The 17,495-nt window shown below is 72.4% G+C and carries 13 protein-coding genes; 5 read left to right on the top strand and 8 right to left on the bottom strand.

From position 1 onward, the window contains the following. The first annotated feature begins 59 nt into the window (after positions 1-59). The 3 genes from WMF43_RS31305 (at position 60) to WMF43_RS31295 (ending at position 2,898) form a co-directional block, all read left to right on the top strand. Positions 60-1,130, top strand: a complete 1,071-nt coding sequence (locus tag WMF43_RS31305) for a hypothetical protein (protein ID WP_437670316.1) — start codon at positions 60-62, stop codon at positions 1,128-1,130. 115 nt (positions 1,131-1,245) lie between these two features. Beyond that, entirely contained in the window at positions 1,246-2,358 is a 1,113-nt protein-coding gene (locus WMF43_RS31300; RefSeq protein ID WP_437670314.1) for a hypothetical protein, read from the top strand. A gap of 282 nt (positions 2,359-2,640) precedes the next feature. After that, positions 2,641-2,898 carry a hypothetical protein gene (locus WMF43_RS31295; RefSeq protein WP_437670312.1) on the top strand — a complete coding sequence of 86 codons (258 nt, stop codon included), beginning with the start codon at positions 2,641-2,643 and terminating at the stop codon, positions 2,896-2,898. Positions 2,899-2,917: 19 nt separating this feature from the next. Here the strand turns inward: WMF43_RS31295 and WMF43_RS31290 are convergent, their stop codons facing one another. The 7 genes from WMF43_RS31290 to WMF43_RS31260 form a co-directional block, all read right to left on the bottom strand. After that, complete coding sequence (locus WMF43_RS31290) at positions 2,918-3,889, bottom strand: hypothetical protein (protein WP_437670310.1); 972 nt, start codon at positions 3,887-3,889, stop codon at positions 2,918-2,920. 84 nt (positions 3,890-3,973) lie between these two features. Then, positions 3,974-4,864 (bottom strand): SDR family oxidoreductase, encoded by an 891-nt coding sequence (locus tag WMF43_RS31285; RefSeq protein ID WP_437670308.1) that lies wholly within the window; start codon positions 4,862-4,864, stop codon positions 3,974-3,976. 48 nt (positions 4,865-4,912) lie between these two features. Next, positions 4,913-5,815, bottom strand: coding sequence for a helix-turn-helix domain-containing protein (locus WMF43_RS31280; protein ID WP_437670306.1), 903 nt, complete (start codon positions 5,813-5,815; stop codon positions 4,913-4,915). A gap of 372 nt (positions 5,816-6,187) precedes the next feature. After that, on the bottom strand, positions 6,188-8,134 hold the full coding sequence (locus tag WMF43_RS31275; protein WP_437670304.1) for a hypothetical protein: 1,947 nt from the start codon (positions 8,132-8,134) through the stop codon (positions 6,188-6,190). 200 nt (positions 8,135-8,334) lie between these two features. Then, the gene (locus WMF43_RS31270; protein ID WP_437670302.1) at positions 8,335-11,157 is read right to left on the bottom strand and encodes a cation-translocating P-type ATPase; all 2,823 of its coding nucleotides are present in this window, start codon (positions 11,155-11,157) and stop codon (positions 8,335-8,337) included. Positions 11,158-11,170: 13 nt separating this feature from the next. Beyond that, positions 11,171-12,007 carry a PspA/IM30 family protein gene (locus tag WMF43_RS31265; protein WP_437670300.1) on the bottom strand — a complete coding sequence of 279 codons (837 nt, stop codon included), beginning with the start codon at positions 12,005-12,007 and terminating at the stop codon, positions 11,171-11,173. Positions 12,008-12,061: 54 nt separating this feature from the next. Further along, positions 12,062-12,451 (bottom strand): CesT family type III secretion system chaperone, encoded by a 390-nt coding sequence (locus WMF43_RS31260; RefSeq protein WP_437670299.1) that lies wholly within the window; start codon positions 12,449-12,451, stop codon positions 12,062-12,064. 247 nt (positions 12,452-12,698) lie between these two features. On the opposite strand from WMF43_RS31260, the gene WMF43_RS31255 reads away from it, so the two are divergent. Both WMF43_RS31255 and WMF43_RS31250 read left to right on the top strand, forming a co-directional pair. Next, positions 12,699-14,147: a serine/threonine-protein kinase gene (locus WMF43_RS31255; RefSeq protein ID WP_437670297.1), complete on the top strand. Its 1,449-nt coding sequence runs from the start codon at positions 12,699-12,701 to the stop codon at positions 14,145-14,147. 1 nt (position 14,148) lies between these two features. Further along, positions 14,149-15,537, top strand: coding sequence for a sigma 54-interacting transcriptional regulator (locus WMF43_RS31250; RefSeq protein ID WP_437670295.1), 1,389 nt, complete (start codon positions 14,149-14,151; stop codon positions 15,535-15,537). A 45-nt stretch (positions 15,538-15,582) separates the two neighbouring features. On the opposite strand, the gene WMF43_RS31245 is transcribed toward WMF43_RS31250, so the two are convergent. Then, entirely contained in the window at positions 15,583-17,400 is a 1,818-nt protein-coding gene (locus tag WMF43_RS31245) for a monovalent cation:proton antiporter-2 (CPA2) family protein (protein WP_437670293.1), read from the bottom strand. Between the last annotated feature and the right edge of the window lie 95 nt (positions 17,401-17,495).

The following is a 17,495-nucleotide window of genomic DNA, read 5'->3' as shown; positions in this document are numbered from 1 at the left end:
AAGGAGCTGTGCCGATGCGGAGCGTGGTGGCAGGGCTTTCCCTCCTGGGCTTTGGAGGGGTGACAGCGGGGAGCGGGTGCGGCGGCGCCGGGGAGTACGACTGCGCGGAAGAGGTCAAGTGCGAGATCAGGAACGATGACGGCACCAGCAACGGGCACTGCTGGGGGCAGTGCGTCCACGCACCGCATGATTCCTTCGGCTTCCCGATGCTCGTCTGGACGGGGCCCGAGGTGCTCGCGCCATCGTCGTGCGCCGATCTCGTGCGGGTCGTCCCCGGGACGGGCGAGCGGATCCCGTTCGGCGGCGCCACGGTGACGTTCTTCGCACGGACGGTGCCGGAGCCAACGCACAGCTGCCCCACGTGCGCGTGCACGGCGCCGGCGTGTGCGCTCCCGCGGACCGTGACGGCGATGTCGATGGAAGCGTGTAGAGAAGACAGCGTGGGGACGCAGACGTCGCTCCTGCTGCCGGCAGGCTGGGACGGATCGTGTTTGTCGCCCGGCACGGTGCCGTCAGAGCAGCTCGGCTGGCTCTCGATCGATCCGGCGATTTGGGAGCCGTGTGTACCGATCGTGGCGGACGAGCCCCCGCGGCCCCTCTCGGCAGACACGGGCGACATCGCCATCGGGTGCAGCGGTCCGCTGGCGCTGGGTCTGTGTCCGGGCGGGGCGGAGCTCTGCATGCTCGACCAGCAGCCTGCCCATCTGCCCGACGGCTGGCGCCACTGCATCGTCGGGGAGGGGGAGCTCGACTGCCAGCAGCCCGAGGGAGTGGCGGACCCTCGGAAGATCTTCTCGGACAGGTTGGGGGTGTTCTACGAGGGCTTGGTGACCGCGCCCGTGTGCACGCCGTGCACCTGCATGGCGCCGGAGACGAGCCGGTGCGAAGCGCTCTTGTACACCTGGAAGGACGCCGCCTGCAGCGACATGCTGGTCGGCATCGGTGTGAATGAGAGGGAAGGGGTGTGCGTGGATCCTGTGTCGGGATCCACGCTGGCCAGCGTGAGCGCGACGTGGCTCTCGAACGAGCCTGGGACATGCACGCCGACGCCCGGTGAACCCACCAACGTGCCGGTGGACGGCAAGGCCAAGACCGTCTGCTGTCTGCCGAAGGCACTGGAGGCGCCGTGAGGGCACGATCGAGAATACCGGCAGACGGTGGGCGCGCCGCCCGCCGCAGGAGCCAAGGGAAGGTTCATCGTGCACGGGCTCCTCGGGAGCGCGTGGGGAAGGCGGTGAGGTCGCGATGAAGTGGAACAGAAGGTGGTGGCTCCTGCGCGTGCTGAGCGCGCTGTCGCTGGCAGGCCTGGGCGGCGCGATGGGCGCGGGCGGCTGTGGCGGCACGGAGCGGCCGTGCGGCTGGTCGTCGGGGGATCTCTGCACCATCACCAACGAGGACGGCACGAGCAACGGCGTCTGCGCAGGGAAATGCGTGGCCCAACCGAAGAGCAGCTTCTACGGTCCGCTGCTCTTATGGATCGGGGACCCCGACGAGCCCGAGCCGGCGTGCGAGGACCTCGTCGGACTCGACCTTCAGCGTGGCGATATGCAGAAGATCGCCCCGACGCGGTCCTTCCGGTTGCGGTCCATGCTGCCGGGCGACGATCCCTGCCCTCAGTGCATATGCAGCGTTCCGTCCTGCTACATGCCGGAGATCGTCGCGGCGCACTCGGACGCGTCGTGCGAGAACACCCCGGCGGCGACCCTCAGGCCGTTCAATCCGCCGCGGGTCTGGCAAGGCGAATGCACGTCTCCGGGGATCGTGCCGCCGGAGCAGTTCAGCGCGATCTGGATCGCGCCGGCGCGTGACGGATCGTGCACACCGTCCATGCAGGATGGACCCTCTCCGCCGAAGGGCCCTGCCAAGATCGCGGTCGCGTGCAGTGGTGCCGTGATCGGCAATTGGTGTCCATTGCCCGCTGAGCTCTGCATGGTCAACCAGCAAGAGGCCAATGTGCCCCCCGGGTGGCGCTACTGCATGGTCGGGGATGAAGGGAGTCACGAGTGCCACCCGCCGGCCGGTCCAGGGGAGCGGCCCACGTTCTCGGACAAGCTCATCTTTTATGAGCAGGACATCGAGCGTAGCTGCGAGCCGTGCGTCTGCGTGCCGACCGGTCCACCTAGGGAGTGCGTCGCGCGGGTGAGCGCCTACTCGGATCGCGTGTGCAGCGAGGGCGCGCTTCTCGGAGCGACGAGAGTGACGGCCGGCGAGACGGACCGCTGTCTACATCCCGAGAATGGCGCGGCGCTCGGCAGCATCCGCGCCGACTGGGAGGTCAACGAGTTCGGTCTCTGTCTCCCAGCCGGCGGCGAGCCGCGCCCAACCACCGTCTGCTGCCTCCCCGAGCCGACCGGATGACCGCGCGCCTCGCATCGTCGCGGGGCGCCCCGACAAGCACATTCCCGCCTTCGGTCACGCACGTTACGATGCCCGCTTGTGCCCGGACCCGACCCTCCGCACCACTTCCCCAGGACCTCCTGGGGCCTGATCGCGGACGCCGTCGAGCTCACCACCGAGGGCCGGAAGGCGCTGGCCACGCTCCGTGAGCTCTAGCTGAGCAGGCTGCTCCCTCCGCCCGCCGCCGCGGTAGCGCCCGCGCCGGATCTGCTCCGGCTGCCGCCGCCCGATCTGGTCGCCGCCGTGGACGACTGGCGCGATCCGCTCGCCGCGCGTGATCCCGCGAAGTACGGCGGCGTCTGGCTGGCTGGGCTCGCGCCGGTCGGCCACACCGAGCTCGTGGTCGTCGTCCAGAGCCGCGCCGACGAGGCCACCGCGCTCGACGCCGACCCGCGCCTGCGCCTCGTCGCCTGGAGCGGCGTCGCCGTTGCGCTGCTCGGCCTCGCCTTCGCGGCCGCCGCGGCCCGGCGCCGCCAGCGCCGCGCCGAGCAGGAGCCCTAGGCTCCCGCCGGGCCGGCCATCACGTTCCGTCCTCGCGCGGGCGGCCGATCCGGGCGTGGATCTGCGCCTGGACGTCCTCCGGGAGCGAGCGCAGGTAGTCCTCGGGCAGCAGCCGCAGCACCTCGTCCGGCGCGAGCAGGAGGCGCTGCTCGGGCGTCAGCCCTGCGGCCCGCTGCTCGGGCGGCAGCCCGGCGAGCCGCTGCTCGGGCGGCAGCCCGGCGAGCCGCTGCTCGGGCGGCAGCCCGGCGAGCCGCTGCTCGGGCGGCAGCCCGGCGAGCCGCTGCTCGGGCGGCAGCGCCGCCAGCAGCTTCTCCACCGGGAGCCCTGGCAGCAGCGTCTGGATCGGCAGCTGCGCCAGCAGTGTTCGCATCACCTCGTCGAAGCCTTCCAGCTCGCGCATCGCCATCGCGCTCTCCTCCGCACCGACCTGCTCGGCCAGCCACCGGCGGGCCTCGGCCGTGCGCGCCTCGCCGTGACCCAGCAAGTGTAGCAGATCGTCGTCCTCGTCCTCCGCCACGGCGGTGAGCTCGACGACGTACAGCGGGAACGCTCCCCCCTGGAGCTTCCAGTAGCCGCCGGCGAGGTCGAGCCAGGCCAGCCCGAGCGCGGCGGCATCGGCGTCGATCGTTCGGGTACGCGACGGCAGCAGCACCACCCCGGCCAGGTTGGTGCGTGGTCCGAGCCGCCTGGCGGTGTCCGCGTAGTGCAGCGACAGGTAGCCCCAGAGCCGGTCGAGGTTGCAGCGGCGGTAGGTGCGCCGGGCGCTCTTGAACTCGACGATCGTTTCCCTGGGCAACAGCGGCCAGAGCCTTCGCAAGGTGCCGGCCGGCTCGCTCGCCTCGCCCGGCGCGTCGTTGCGCAGCAGCAGGTAGTCGGCCCGTGGCGGCTCGGCCGCGAGGGGCACCTCGCACTGGACCTGGAAGTTGCCCGGGCGGCGCTGGCGCAGCAGCGCGGCGAGCAGCACGTGCCAGGCAGTCCTGGTCGAGCCCATGGGCCCCTGTACCCGGAGCCTCTGGCGGGGGGCAAGGGATCGGAGGGGCGCGACGCAGCCTCGGGCCGCGCACATGCACCGGCGTCAGTCCGCGGCGACGACCGCCAGCAGGTGCCCCAGCCCCTGCCCGCGCAGCGTCTCGGCCTGGAGCCGCTCCGCGACCGCGTTGAGCTCGCCGAGCGCCTGCCCGGCGCCGCCGCCCACGATCGTGCGCAGCGGCCGTTTCCCGGCCGGCGCCTCGATGAGCGCCACGATCGCGTCGGCCACCTCGCGCGGATCGGGCGCGCCCGCCGCCTCGAACATCGCGGCGAGCCCGGCGTTCATGCGCGCGGGCAGCTCCGCGAGCTCGCCGTAGTCGACGAGGCGCGCCGGCTCCGCGGGCCCCAGCATGTTCTTGCCGAGCGCCGTCGGGTACGGCCCGGGCTCCACGATCGCCGACTCGATGCCGAGGGGGGCGAGCTCGTAGCGGTAGGACTCCGCGAGCACCTCCAGCGCCGCCTTGCTGGCCGCGTAGAGGCCGAAGCACGGCATGACGATGCGGGCGAGCCCGGTGGAGACGTGCACGAGCAGGCCGCGCCGCCGCTTCTTCATGAGCGGCAGCACGGCGCGGTTCACGCGGTGTGCGCCGAGCACATTCACCTCGAAGAGGCGCAGCGCCTGCTCGGTCGTGAAGCCCTCGCCGAGCCCCATCGCCGAGAGGCCGGCGTTGTTGACGACGGCGTCGATCTCGGCGCCGCCCTCGACGAGGGCGCGGACCGCCGCCTCCACGGACGTGTCGCTCGCGACGTCCATCTCGACGGTGGTGATCCTGCCGGCCCCGCCGGCGCCGAGCTCCGCCGCGAGGCGCGCGCCCTGGCCCTCGAGATCGCGCACCGTCGCGAACACGTGGTGCCCGCGGCCGGCCAGCGCCAGCGCGGTCAGCTTGCCGAAGCCGCTCGAACACCCGGTGATGAGCACGCCCTGTTGATCCGCCATATCCCGCTCCTTCGAGGGGAAGACGTACCAGCCTGACGCCCGCCGCCTCTACCGCGTTCGAGGCGCGGCTGACGCGTTCGTGACGTCGCGTTCGTCGGCCCCGGCGCAGCCGACCGCGCGCCGGTAGGCGCCCGGCGTCATCCCGGTCGCCTTCCGGAAGAACGCCGCGAAGTGGCTCGCGTTGGCGAAGCCGACCGCCGCCGCGACGTCGACGATCCGGCGCCGCGCGTCGGCGAGCAGCGTTTTTGCGTGCTCGACGCGGATCTGGCCGAGATAGCGGTGCGGCGACAGCCCGGTCGAGCGCTTGAACATGCGCGAGAAGTGGTGGACGTTCATGCCCGCGGCGTCGGCGAGCTCGACGACGCCGACGTTGCGGTCCATGCCCTCGTACAGCAGCTCCTTCGCGCGGCGGAGGACGGGCAGCGACAACCCGGAGCGCGCCGCCGGCCGCACGGCGAGCCCCGCGGCGCGGAGCATGCGCGCCGCGAGCACCACGGCCGACGCCTCGATGTATCCCGCCGCCGCGTCTCCCCCGGTCTCGGCCTCGTGGAGCATCGACAGGGCGAGCTCCCGGCACACCGCATCATCGAAGCGGAACAGGCATGCGGCCTCCCGTCCCCCCGAGGGCGCGATACCCTCTGCGACCCGCCCCAGCAGCACGTCCGGCACATGCACATGGAGGAACCCGGACCGGTCCTTCGTCCAGCACGTGCTCTGCCATCGGGCAGGGATCATCGTCAGGTCCCCGTGCGCGAACACCCCCTCGTGAACGTGGTCTTCCCGGCGCTGCCGCACCCGCGCTGGCGCCCCGAGGTGCACGCCGAGCACATGGTCATCGAAGGCCCCGACGACCCCGTCACACGCCGCCACGTCGCGCCGTACAACAAGCGCGATGTCCCCACCTCGCCCATCAGGCCCAGTGAACGAGGTCGTGAATCGGAACTCCCCCACCGCGCAGCTCTCCTATCCTCCCCTTCGCCCTCACCCTCACTCCACCCGCGCCGAAGCATCCCCGCCGCTCCCCTTCCTCCCTCCGCTCCACGGTGAGCGCCGGCGGGGGGCTCTGCGCGGCAGGGCGCGGGTGGGCGCGCCGAGCACCGACCGAGGTGCCATAAGCCTAAAGCCGGCTCATCGCCTCAGGCGCGCCTTGTGTGGCGCGCACCATAACGTCCCAGTATGCATGGCCCGAAGGGAGACATGCCGGGCGGTGTTGTCAGCGCAAGCTCCCACCCCGCCCGCCTCGGCGGATGGCCAGCGCCCACCCGCGCCCTGCCGCGCAGAGCCCCCCGACGGCGCGGGCCGTCGGATCACCTGCCGTCCCCCCTACTTGGCAAAACTCGACCCGTTCCAAACGTACTTCACCGCCTGCGCCCCTCCCCAGGGAAGCAGCAGCGGCTCGAACCCACCGACCGGCCCCTTGTCCTGATTGAACGGATACGTCTCCTCCGTCCACTCGATGGCTCGCCCCGGCGCAAGCTCGATTCCCACCTTGTCCCCCACGCGCACGAACCTGAGCTCGCCGGCGATCTTCTTGGTCCCGATGCTCCGCGCGACCTCGGCCGCGAAGACCCGCTGGATGCCCTCGCCCTCGATCCGGAAGATGAGCACCACGTCCCGGTCCACGGTCCCGTTCCCCGCCTCCTTCGGCGCCGGCGCCCGCACCGTGCCGTGCACGATGATCTCCGCCTTGCCGTCGCCCGTGAGATCCCGCGCGCTCACCGACCGGATGTCCCCCGGCGAGGCGAACTGGGCGAGCGTCATGAACGCGTACCCCGTCCCCCCGCGGAAGCCCTTCCCGAACACGACGATGTCGCGGTCGTGGAGCAGCACCCGCTCGGGCTCGCGGCCGCCGGCCACGTCGGCCCCCAGATCGAACCGCGGCTTGCTCGACGACGCCCCGCGGTCGCGCCGGTAGAGGGCGTAGACCTTGTCGAGCAGCTCCCCCGGCGCGAGCGCCGGCTTCGCCGCCGGCCGCGCCTCCTCGGCCGCCTGGGCCGGCGCCGGGCGGGGAGCGGCCGCCTGGCGCTCCTCGCTGGCCTTCGTGAACGCGCCCCCGGTCAGCTTGTACAGCTGCGACTTGATCGGACCCCACGGCAAGAGCAGCGGGTCGTACGACTGCTCCACCCCCTCCGCGTAGTTGCTCGCGTCGTAGCGGGTCGCCTTGCCCGGCCGCACGCGGATCGCCGTCTTGGCGCCGTCGGGGACGAAATCGACCTCGTTGACCACCGAGCCCTTGTCGGTCGCGATCGCGATCTCGTGCTGGAAGATCGGCCGCGGCGTGTCGCCGGCGCCGAACTGCATCACGTGCATCACCTCGCGGTACTTCGCGCTGCTGCCGGAGCGCTTCCGCAGGATCAGCTCGGCCTGGCCGTCGCCGGTCAGGTCGCGCGCCGTGAGCGAGGGCAACATCCCCTCCTTGGCGTCGACCCCGAGGTCCTCGAAATAGTACTGCGCGCCCTTCCGGAAGCCGGGGCCGAGGACGACCAGGTACCGCTCGTACACGATCACCCGCTCGCGCATCGCGTCCCCGGCCACGTCGACGACGAGGTCGTAGCTCGGCGCGCCGTGGATCCCCTTGCTCTTCAGGAGCCCCTCGGAGAGCGCCAGCTCCGGCTCGGTCGCGAGCGGCGACAGCGACGCGTACGCCTCCGACGCCGCGCTGCCGACGATCGCGTCGACCGCCCCGCCGTCCGCGTCGTGCACGAAGAGCCCCGCCCGCAGCCCGACCCGCGTCGTCGCCGCCTCGGGGAACGCCGACCACGGGATGCTCGCCTCGAGCGTGTAGCCGCCGCCCCGGGGCGCCTCGACCACCTTCGCCCCCGCCGCCGCCTTGCCGCCCGCGAGCTTGACGCTGCCCGCCGTCTTGCCCGGCTCGCCGGGGTAGAGCGCGACCTCGTGGACCTTCCCGCCCGGGAAGCCGAGCACCAGCGCCACGTGATCGGCGCCGCCGCGCAGCGCGTCGTCGGTCACGTCCGCCACCACGTAGACCCGCGCGTCGTCGTAGGCGATGGCCGCCTGCGCGGCGAGATCGGCCTTGGCCGGCTTGCCCTTCAGCTTGAAGCCGAGGGAGGAGAACGAGACCGGCCACTCCTTCGGGACCCCGTCGAGCTTGATCGTCTTCGCGTCGACCAGCGGCGCCGCGAGCGGCGCGCCGGCGGCGAGGGCAGGGGAGGGGGCGGCGACCGCCAGGGCGGCGGAGGCGAGGGCGGCCAGGCCAGGACCCAGGGCCGGAGCCCCGGGCGCGCGGAGGGGAGAGGTTCGACGTCGCATGAGCTCAGGCTTGGACGCCGTGGCGCGCCCGCTTGTTCTTACCACGAGCGCTTTCTTTCCGGATCGCCCGGCTCGCGCCGCCGCGGGGTGGGTGGGGGGAGGTCGCGGGTGGGGGGGGAAGGCGCGCGGCGCCGGCCTCGGGACGGGCCTCCGCCGCCGCGCGCCGCGTGCCTTGCCGAAGAGAGCGCGGCCCGCGCCGGTCAGCCGCGCGGGTCGGCGCGGACGGCGAGGGCGCCGGGCGCGGCGACCTCCGGGCGGATCCGGCGGTACACGAGCTTCGCGATCTCGACCGCCGGCACGATGAGGGCGGCCAGGCCGAGCAGCAGCAGCCACTCGTTCGCCGACATCGCGTACGTGCGGAACACGGGGCGCAGCGCGGGCACGAGCAGCGCGACCAGGTGGATCGCCGCGCTCGCCGCGATGGCCAGGAGCAGCGGCAGGCTGACGAGCGGCTTCGACGCGAAGATCGAGGTCACCGGGCTCCGGCAGCTCCAGGCGTGGAAGAGCGGCGAGAGCGCGAGCAGCGAGAACGCGAGCGCGCGCGTCCTGAGGAGCGACTCCTCGTCCTGCGGCGACGTCGCGTAGAGCGCCACGGCCGCGAGCCCCATGATCGCGCCCACGTAGAGGATCCCGAGGTAGTCGCGCCGCACGAGCAGGCCCTCGTCGCGCGCCCGCGGCGCCTCCGACATGAGCTTCGGATCCGGCGGATCGATGCCGAGCGCGAGCGCCGGCAGGCCGTTCGTCACGAGGTTGATCCAGAGGATCATGAGCGGCGTCAGCGGGGGCCACTTGCCGAAGAACGACACGACGAACACGGCCACGAGCAGGCCCATGTTCGACGACAGGAGGAAGAAGATGAACTTCTGGATGTTGCGGTAGATGGCGCGCCCCTCGCGCACCGCCTCGACGATGGTCGCGAAGTTGTCGTCCGCCAGCACGAGGTCCGCCGCCTGCCGCGCGACGTCGGTGCCGCCGCGCCCCATCGCCACGCCGATGTGCGCCTCGCGGAGCGCCGGCGCGTCGTTCACGCCGTCGCCCGTCATCGCCACGATGTGGCCGTGGGCCTTGAACGCGCGCACGAGCCGGAGCTTCTGCTCCGCCGTCGTCCGGGCGAAGACGCGCAGGTGCATGATCCGCCGCGCGAGCTCCTCGTCGCTCATCGCCGCGAGCTCCGACCCGCTGAGCGCCTCGTCGCCCTCGTCCCAGAGCCCGATCTCCTTCGCGATCGCCGTCGCGGTGAGCCGGTGGTCGCCGGTGATCATGACCGCGCGGATGCCCGCGCGCCGGCACTCGGCGACCGCCTCCTTCACGCCGGCCCGCGGCGGGTCCATCATCCCGACCAGGCCGAGGAACGTGAGCTCGCGCTCGACGTCGTCCTCGTCGCGGCTGACGCGCACGCGGCGGCAGATCGCGAGCACGCGCAGCGCGGCCCCGCTCATGCGGTCGGCCTCCTCGAGGATCGCCCGCCGGTCGTCCTCGGTCAGCGCCCGCACGCCCTTGTCGTCGGCGAACTTCACGCAGAGCGGCAGGAGCACGTCGACGCTCCCCTTCACGTGCGCGATCTCCCGGCCGCGCTCGTCCCGCGTGATCACCGTCATCCGCTTGCGATCGCTGTCGAAGGGCAGCTCGTGCACGAACGCGTGCGACGGCGCCACCGACTCGCGCGAGTGGTTGCCCTTCGCGGCCAGCGTGAGCAGCGCGGCCTCGGTCGGATCGCCGACGATGTTCCAGCGGCCCGTGGCCTGGTCCTCGTTGAGCGAGGCGTTGTTGCAGAGCGCCGCCGTCGCGAGCAGGTAGGTGAGCGGCGCGGAGAGCTCGACGACCTCCGCGCCGCGCTCGTCGAGCAGCGCGCCGGCCGGGTTGTACCCCTCGCCGCTCACCGTGAAGTGGCGCCCGCCCGCGTAGACGTTCCGGACGGTCATCTCGTTCTGCGTGAGCGTGCCGGTCTTGTCCGACGCGATGATCGTCGCGGCGCCCAGCGTCTCGACCGCGGGCAGCTTGCGCACGATCGCCCCGCGCCGCGCCATGCGCTGCATCCCGAGCGCGAGCGTGATCGTCGTGATCGCGGGCAGGCCCTCGGGGATCGCCGCCACGGCGAGGCTCACGCCCTCGAGCAGGAGCTCGTGCCACGGCCGTCCGCCCCGGATGAACCCCCAGCCGAGCAGCACCGCGGAGAGCGCGAGGCACACCTTCAGGATCACCGAGCCGAAGCGGTCGAGGCGCTCCTCGAGCGGCGTCTTCTGGTCGCCGACCGAGCGGATCATCTCGCCGATGCGGCCGAGCTCGGTGTGCACGCCGGTCGCGGTCACCACCGCGCGCCCCTTGCCGCGCACCACGCTCGTGCCCGTGAAGATCATCGTGACGCGGTCCCCGAGCGGCGCGTCGCGCGCGACCGGCGAGAGCGCGTCCTTGACCGCGGCCGCGCTCTCGCCCGTCAGCGCCGCCTCCTCGGTCGCGAAGCTGATCGTCTGCACGAGCCGCGCGTCGGCCGGGATCGCGTCGCCCGCCTCGATCTCGAGGATGTCGCCGGGGACGACGTCCTCGGCCGGGATGACCACGGTCTTGCCGCCGCGGCGCACGCGCGCGTTCGGGGCGCTGAGCTTCTGGAGGGCGTCGAGCGCGGCCTCCGCGCGCCGCTCCTGGTAGTAGCCGAGGAACGCGTTCAGGACGACGATGAGGAGGATCGCGATCGCGTCGCCGAACCGGTGGAGGAAGCTCTCCGTCTGGTCGGCGGTCACGCCCACGACCACGGCGATGGCCGCCGCGGCGAGCAGCGTGAGCACGAGCGGGTTCGCGAACTGCTCGAGGATCCTGACGAGCGCGCTCTTCTTCTTCGTCTCGGGGAGGCGGTTCTTCCCGTGCTCGGCGAGGCGCTTCTCCGCCTCGGCCTCGGAGAGCCCGCCGGAGGAGCTCACGCCGACGCGCGCGAGGAAGGCGCCGACCTCTTCGGCGTGGACGGGGACGGACTCGGTGGGAGAGACGCTCGGTTCTGGCCGGCGGAGTGCCGTGGCGACTTGGCTCATGGGCGGGCGTGCTCTAGCGCTTCATCCGTGCCTGTTCACGTTGTTCTTCGGCCTCGAGCTCCGCGATGGCCGCCGCGAGCTCGTCCTGCTCGGCCTGGGGCATCCCGGTCGGCGCGCCGCCGGTCCCGGCCACGCGCACCTGCGGCGGGGGCGCCGCCGCCGCAGGCGGCTCGGGCGGCAGCACGCCCATCTTCCGCTTGAGCGCGAGCAGCTCCTCGTCCGCGCCCGCGGTAGCCTCGAGCTGCCCGAACCGGTGCGCCAGCGTGTCGCCGGTGTACTGCTCGGCGATCTCCCCCGCGGCCTCGGCCTCGGCCTCGATCTGGTCGATCTTGTTCGACATCCGGTCGAACGTCTCGAAGGCGGAGGCGTTGTTGAGACCGCTCATGGTCTCCTGGATCGCCTTCTGCGCCTCCGCCCGCTTCTTCCGGGCGATGAGCACGTTCTTCTTGCGCTTCGCCTCCTCGATCTTGTTGTTCAGGAGGCGCAGCGCCGTCTTCAGCTGGTCGACCGCCTGCTTCTGCTTCTGCCACTGGTCCTTGTAGGTGGCGGCGAGCTGGTCGTGCTCCTTCTTGCGGTTCAGCGCCTCCTTGGCCAGCACGTCGTCGCCCGCCTTGATCGCGAGCATCGCCCTGCGCTCCCACTCGGCGGCGTTGGCCGCTTCCTGCTCGGCCTGCTTCGCCAGCCGCTTCTCGTCCGCGATCGAGACGGCGACCTGCTTCTTCGCCTCGATCAGCTGGTTTGCCATGTCGATGACGACCTGGTTCAGCATCTTCTCGGGGTCCTCCGAGCGGCTGATGAGGTCGTTCAGGTTCGACTTGATGAGGGTGGCAAGGCGCGCGAAAATTCCCATAGATCAGCTCCAACTCTCGGGGTTCGCCGGGTCGAAAGGCGTGGCGGGTCCTGCTCAGCTCTGGGCGAGATCGTGCAGCACGGGGACGTGGCGGGCGAGCGCGAGATCGATGTCGCTCAGGATCGCCTCGAGCTCGTTCATGTCGAGGTTCTCGAGCTCCAGCGCGGCCGACAGGACGACGGTGCCCGCCTCGATCCCGTACGAAGCGTGCATGAGATCCGTCGCGTTGTACTCCAGCAAGCGGCGGTAGAGCTTGGTCTGGTGGGCGTCGTCCGCGGGCGTGGGCCCGATCGAGACGCGCACCGCCACGATCGGCGGATCCACGCGGATCGCGATCGGTGGCGCGCCTGGGCCCCCCGAGACGAGGTAGGTGCCGGCATCGTTCTCGAACCGGCGATCGAGCTGCAGGAGGTAGGTTTCGACGTCCTCGGCTGTACGCGGCATGGCGCCGCGAGCCTACAGAATCGCGGCGCCTCGGGCTAGCTCCGGACGCAGGGACGGCGGCGCGCGACACGCGCGCGCTGCATCCGCGCGGCGCTTCGGTTGGCGTCGGTTTCCCCGTTTTTCCAGGCGCACGTGCGGCGTGTTGTCCGTGCGCCCGCGTTGCGCGGAAGCTATCGGCTTTTACCGCCGCTCTCGCTTTTTTCTCCCCCTGGCAAGGTGACGGTGGTACGGTCCCGATCCAGGTTACGTGGCGATCCACCCGGGCGACATTGTTGCAGGCTACCGCGTAACCCGTCTGCTCGGGCGGGGCGGGATGGGCGAAGTCTGGGCTGCGACGCGCGAGTCGGACATGCAGCCGGTCGCCATCAAGGTCCTGCTCGCGCGGGCCGCGATGAAGCCCGACCTCGTGCGGCGCTTCGACCGCGAGGCGAAGATCGCGTCGGCCATCAAGAGCCCTTATGTCTGCCAGCTGCTCGAGGTCGGCGAGACGGACGACGGCGCGCACCTGCTCGTGTTCGAGCAGCTCGACGGCGAGTCGCTGGCGGACCGGCTGAAGCGCGAGCAGTACCTGCCGTTCAGCGAGGTCGGCCCGATCATCGACGACGTGCTCCAGGGCCTCGTGGCGGCGCACGCGGCCGGCGTCATCCACCGCGACCTCAAGCCGGGCAACATCTACCTGGAGCACCTCGGCCTCCCGGATCGCCGCGAGCGCGCGAAGATCCTCGACTTCGGCATCTCGAAGATCACCCGGCGCGAGGAGGAGGAGCCGACGCTCACCGCCTTCGACGCGACGCTCGGCTCGTTCGCGTACATGGCGCCCGAGCAGGTGCGCGGCGCCGCGCGGGCCGACGAGCGGGCGGACATCTACGCCGTGGGCGCGGTGGCCTTCCGCGCGCTCTCCGGGCGGCTCCCGTTCGAGGGCGCGACGGCCGCGGTGCTCGTCGCGATGAAGCTCGACCGCCCGGCGCCCTCGCTCGCCGAGGCGACGGGGGAGAAGTGGCCGGTCGGCATCGAGCGCTTCCTGGAGCGGGCGCTCGACCGCCGGCGGGAGCGGCGCTTCGCCTCCGCCGAGGAGGCGCTCACGAGCTGGCGCGCCATCCAGCCGGCGAACATCACGCGCGCGCGGCGCTCGCAGCGGGGCAGGGCGCCGTTGCCCTCCGAGATCCCGGAGGCGCTCTTCGAGGACAACCCCACGGTGGTCGACGGCCCGCCGACGATGACCGAGAACGGCGGCTTCGCCGACACCGGCCTGAGCGCGCCGCCGCCGCCGCCGAGCGGGACGGGCGGCGCGACGCCGATGCCGTCGAGCGGGACGGGCGGCGCGACGCCGATGCCGTCGAGCCGGCGGGGGGCGCCGCCGCCGCCGAGCCGGCGGGGGGCGCCGCCGCCGCCGCCGAGCCGGCGGGGGGCGCCGCCGCCGCCGCCGAGCCGGGCGGGGGCCGCGCCGCCGCCGCCGCCGAGCCGGGCGGGGGCCGCGCCGCCGCCGCCGCCGAGCCGGGCGGGGGCCGCGCCGCCGCCGCCGCCGAGCCGGGCGGGGGCCGCGCCGCCGCCGCCGCCGAGCCGGGCGGGGGCCGCGCCGCCGCCGCCGCCGAGCAGGACCGGAGGTGTGCCGCCCGCGCCGCCGAGCCGGGCGGGCGGCGGCGAGATTCCTCGGCCGGAGGGCCCACCTTCGCGCCGCAAGACAGAGAGGGACTGATTTGCTCGACGCCACGGTAGGCACGAAGAACAGGGTCGAGGTGCGCGGTGGGCGCATCCGCCCGACGAAGTCGGCCGCCGCGCGCGGCGGCGGGGGCTGGGTCGAGATCGGCACCGACCCGCTCATCGTGGGCCGCAACGCGGCATGCCAGCTGGTCCTCGACGACGCGAAGGTGAGCGCGGTGCACGCGGAGTTCGTCGCCACCGAGCAGGGCGTCCGCGTGCGCGATCTCGACAGCCGCAACGGGACGTTCGTCGGCGGCGTGCGGGTCGGCGACATCTACCTGCTGACGAGCACGAAGCTCCGGCTGGGCGAGACGGAGATCCAGTTCGAGCCGCTGCGCCCCGAGCGCATCACGGTCTCGGCGATCCCCTCGTTCGGCCCGCTCGTGGCGAGCAGCGCCGGGATGCGGGCGATCTTCGAGCGCCTGTCGAAGATGGCGCCGACGGATCTCACCGTGCTCATCACGGGCGAGACGGGCACGGGCAAGGAGCTCGTGGCGCAGGCGCTGCACATGGCGAGCGCCCGCTCGAAGAAGCCGTTCGTGGTCGTGGACTGCGGCTCGATCCCGCCGACCTTGGCCGAGGCGACGCTGTTCGGCCACGAGCGCGGCGCGTTCACGGGCGCGGTCGACAAGCGCCTCTCGCCCTTCATCGAGGCGGACGGCGGGACGATCTTCCTCGACGAGCTCGGCGAGCTGCCGCTCGAGGTGCAGCCGAAGCTCCTGCGCGCGCTCGCCGAGCGCCGCATCAAGAGCGTCGGCGGCTCGAGCTACCGCGAGGTCGACGTGCGGGTGCTCGCGGCCACGCGCCGCGATCTCGTGCGGGCGGTCAACGCCGGCAACTTCCGGAGCGACCTCTATTTCCGCGTCGCGCAGATCAGGATCGAGCTGCCGGCGCTCCGGCAGCGCGTCGAGGACATCCCGGTGCTCGTCCGGAGGATGCTGAAGGATCTCGGCGACGAGAGCGCGTACGAGCGCGTCTCGAACACCACGCTGGAGCGGCTGATGCGGCACGACTGGCCGGGCAACGTCCGCGAGCTCCGGAACGCGGTCGCCGTGGCGTTCGCGCTCGCGGCCGAGGGCGAGGAGATCGACATCGCCGCGCACCTCGGCGCGCTCACCGAGGCGCCGGTGACGGGCAACAACTCGTCGCCGTCGATCCACCCGAGCGGCGGGTTCAACGCGTCGTTCGCGTCCCTGAAGGGCCGCCAGTTCCAGGAGGCGAAGCGCGACGTGCTGGCGCGCTTCGAGCGCGACTATTTCGCCGCGCTGTCCGAGGACGCGAAGGGCAACGTGAGCGAGATGGCCCGGCGCGCGGGCATGGAGCGGGCGCACGTGCGCGCGTACCTGCGCCGGCACGGCATCGGGTCGAAGCAAGAGCAGGAGTGAGCCCGCCGCGGCGCGCGGCGGCGGCCGGTGCCAGCTCCCCCCGCGTCACACCGCCGCCGCCTTCGCCTCCTCCCCGGCCCCGCCCGCGGAGGAGGGCGCGCTCTCGTCGGCCTCGAACAGGCTCTCCAGCTCCCGGGCCGTCTGCTTCACCGCCTCGACGAGCTTGGCCTCGTCGTTGTGCACCGCGTGCCCTCGGACGAGCGCCCGCTCGTCGTGCGCCCTGAACTTGTCGATCGTCGCCCGCGCGTCGACCTCCCGCATGCCGAGCCCCTCGAGCACGCGCGCCGCCACCTCGAGCGACGACAGGAACGTCTCCCGCTCGAGCACCTTCACGCCGACATCCATGAGCTGGTACGCGTGCTGCCGGTTCCTCGCGCGCGCGTAGATCTCGAGGCCCGGGAAGTGCCGCTTCACGACCTCCGCCGTCTTCACCGAGGCCTCGACGTCGTCGATCGCCAGCACGAACACCGCGGCCTTGTCCGCCCGCGCCGCGCGGAGCAGGTCGAGCCGGGAGGCGTCCCCGTAGTAGATCTTGTTCCCGAACTTGCGCACGAAGTCGACCTGCGTCGCGCTCGCCTCGAGCGCCGTGAAGGGGATCTTCCTCGTGCGGAGGACGCGGGACACGATCTGCCCGAACCGCCCGAACCCCGCGATGATGACCTTGGGGTCGTCGTCCTCGATCGCGTCGAACTCCCGCTCGGGCCCGGACTTCCGCAGCCGCTTGAGGATCGCGTCGCCGAGCGCGATGACGAGCGGCGTGAGCGCCATGGAGAGAGTGACCACCACGACGAGCAGGTCGGACAGGAGCCTGTCCATGAGGCCCTGCCCCGCGGCGAGCCCGAAGAGGACGAACGCGAACTCGCCCCCCTGAGGCAGCGCGAGCGCCAGATCGCGCGCCGAGCCCGGGGCGTGCCCGCTCGCCTTGCCGAGCCCGAACAGGACGGCGGCCTTCAGCGCCATCATGCCGACGACGAGCCCGAGCACGAGCGCCGGCCGCTCGACGAGGAGCCCGATGTTCGCCGACATGCCGACGGCGATGAAGAAGAGCCCCATGAGCAGGCCCTTGAACGGCTCGATGTCGGCCTCGAGCTCGTGCCGGTACTCCGAGTCGGCGAGCAGCACGCCCGCCATGAAGGCCCCGAGCGACATGGATAAGCCCACGAAGACCATGAGGAGCGCGGTGCCGAGCACGACCAGGAGCGCCGCCGCGGTGAAGATCTCGTGGGCGTGGGCCGCGGCGATCGCACGGAACACGGGGCGCACGAGGTAGCGCCCGCCGGCGATCACGCCGAGCACCACGGCCACGGCCTTGAGCGAGGAGAGGAGCGCGCTCCCCTCGGCCGCCTCGCCGCTGCCCGGCCCGAGCAGGGGCAGCACCGCGAGCAGCGGGATGACGGCGAGGTCCTGGAACAGCAGGATGGCAAACGCCGAGCGCCCGTGCTGCGACTGCATCTGGCCCTTCTCGGCCAGGATCTGCAGCACGAACGCGGTGGACGAGAGCGAGAGCCCGACGCCCACGATGGCCGCCGTGTCGGCGCGCAGGCCGAGCGCGACGCCGAGCAGCGCGATCAGCCCCCCCGTGACGGCGACCTGCGCGCCGCCCAGGCCGAACACGGCGCGGCGCAGCACCCAGAGCCGGGACGGCTGGAGCTCGAGGCCGATCAGGAAGAGCAGCAGCACCACGCCGAGCTCCGAGAAGTGGAGGATGTTCTCGACGTCGGTGAAGATCTTGAAACCCCAGGGCCCCAGCAGGGCGCCCGCGACCAGGTAGCCGAGCACCGCGCCGAGGCCGATCCGCTTGAAGAGCGGCACCGCGATCACGGCCGCGCCGAGGAAGACAGCGGCAACAGAGAGCAGGCTCATGCGTCGTGGATCTCTCCTTCGAGCTCCACGTACGGAGCGCGAGACGAGCAGGGGTTCCGGGGACGGCGCGATGATAGCGCAGAACGGGAGTCCCT

The sequence above is a fragment of the Sorangium sp. So ce131 genome (genome assembly GCF_051519095.1).
Classification (GTDB): domain Bacteria; phylum Myxococcota_A; class Polyangia; order Polyangiales; family Polyangiaceae; genus Sorangium.
This window is presented reverse-complemented; position numbering and strand designations above follow the sequence as displayed.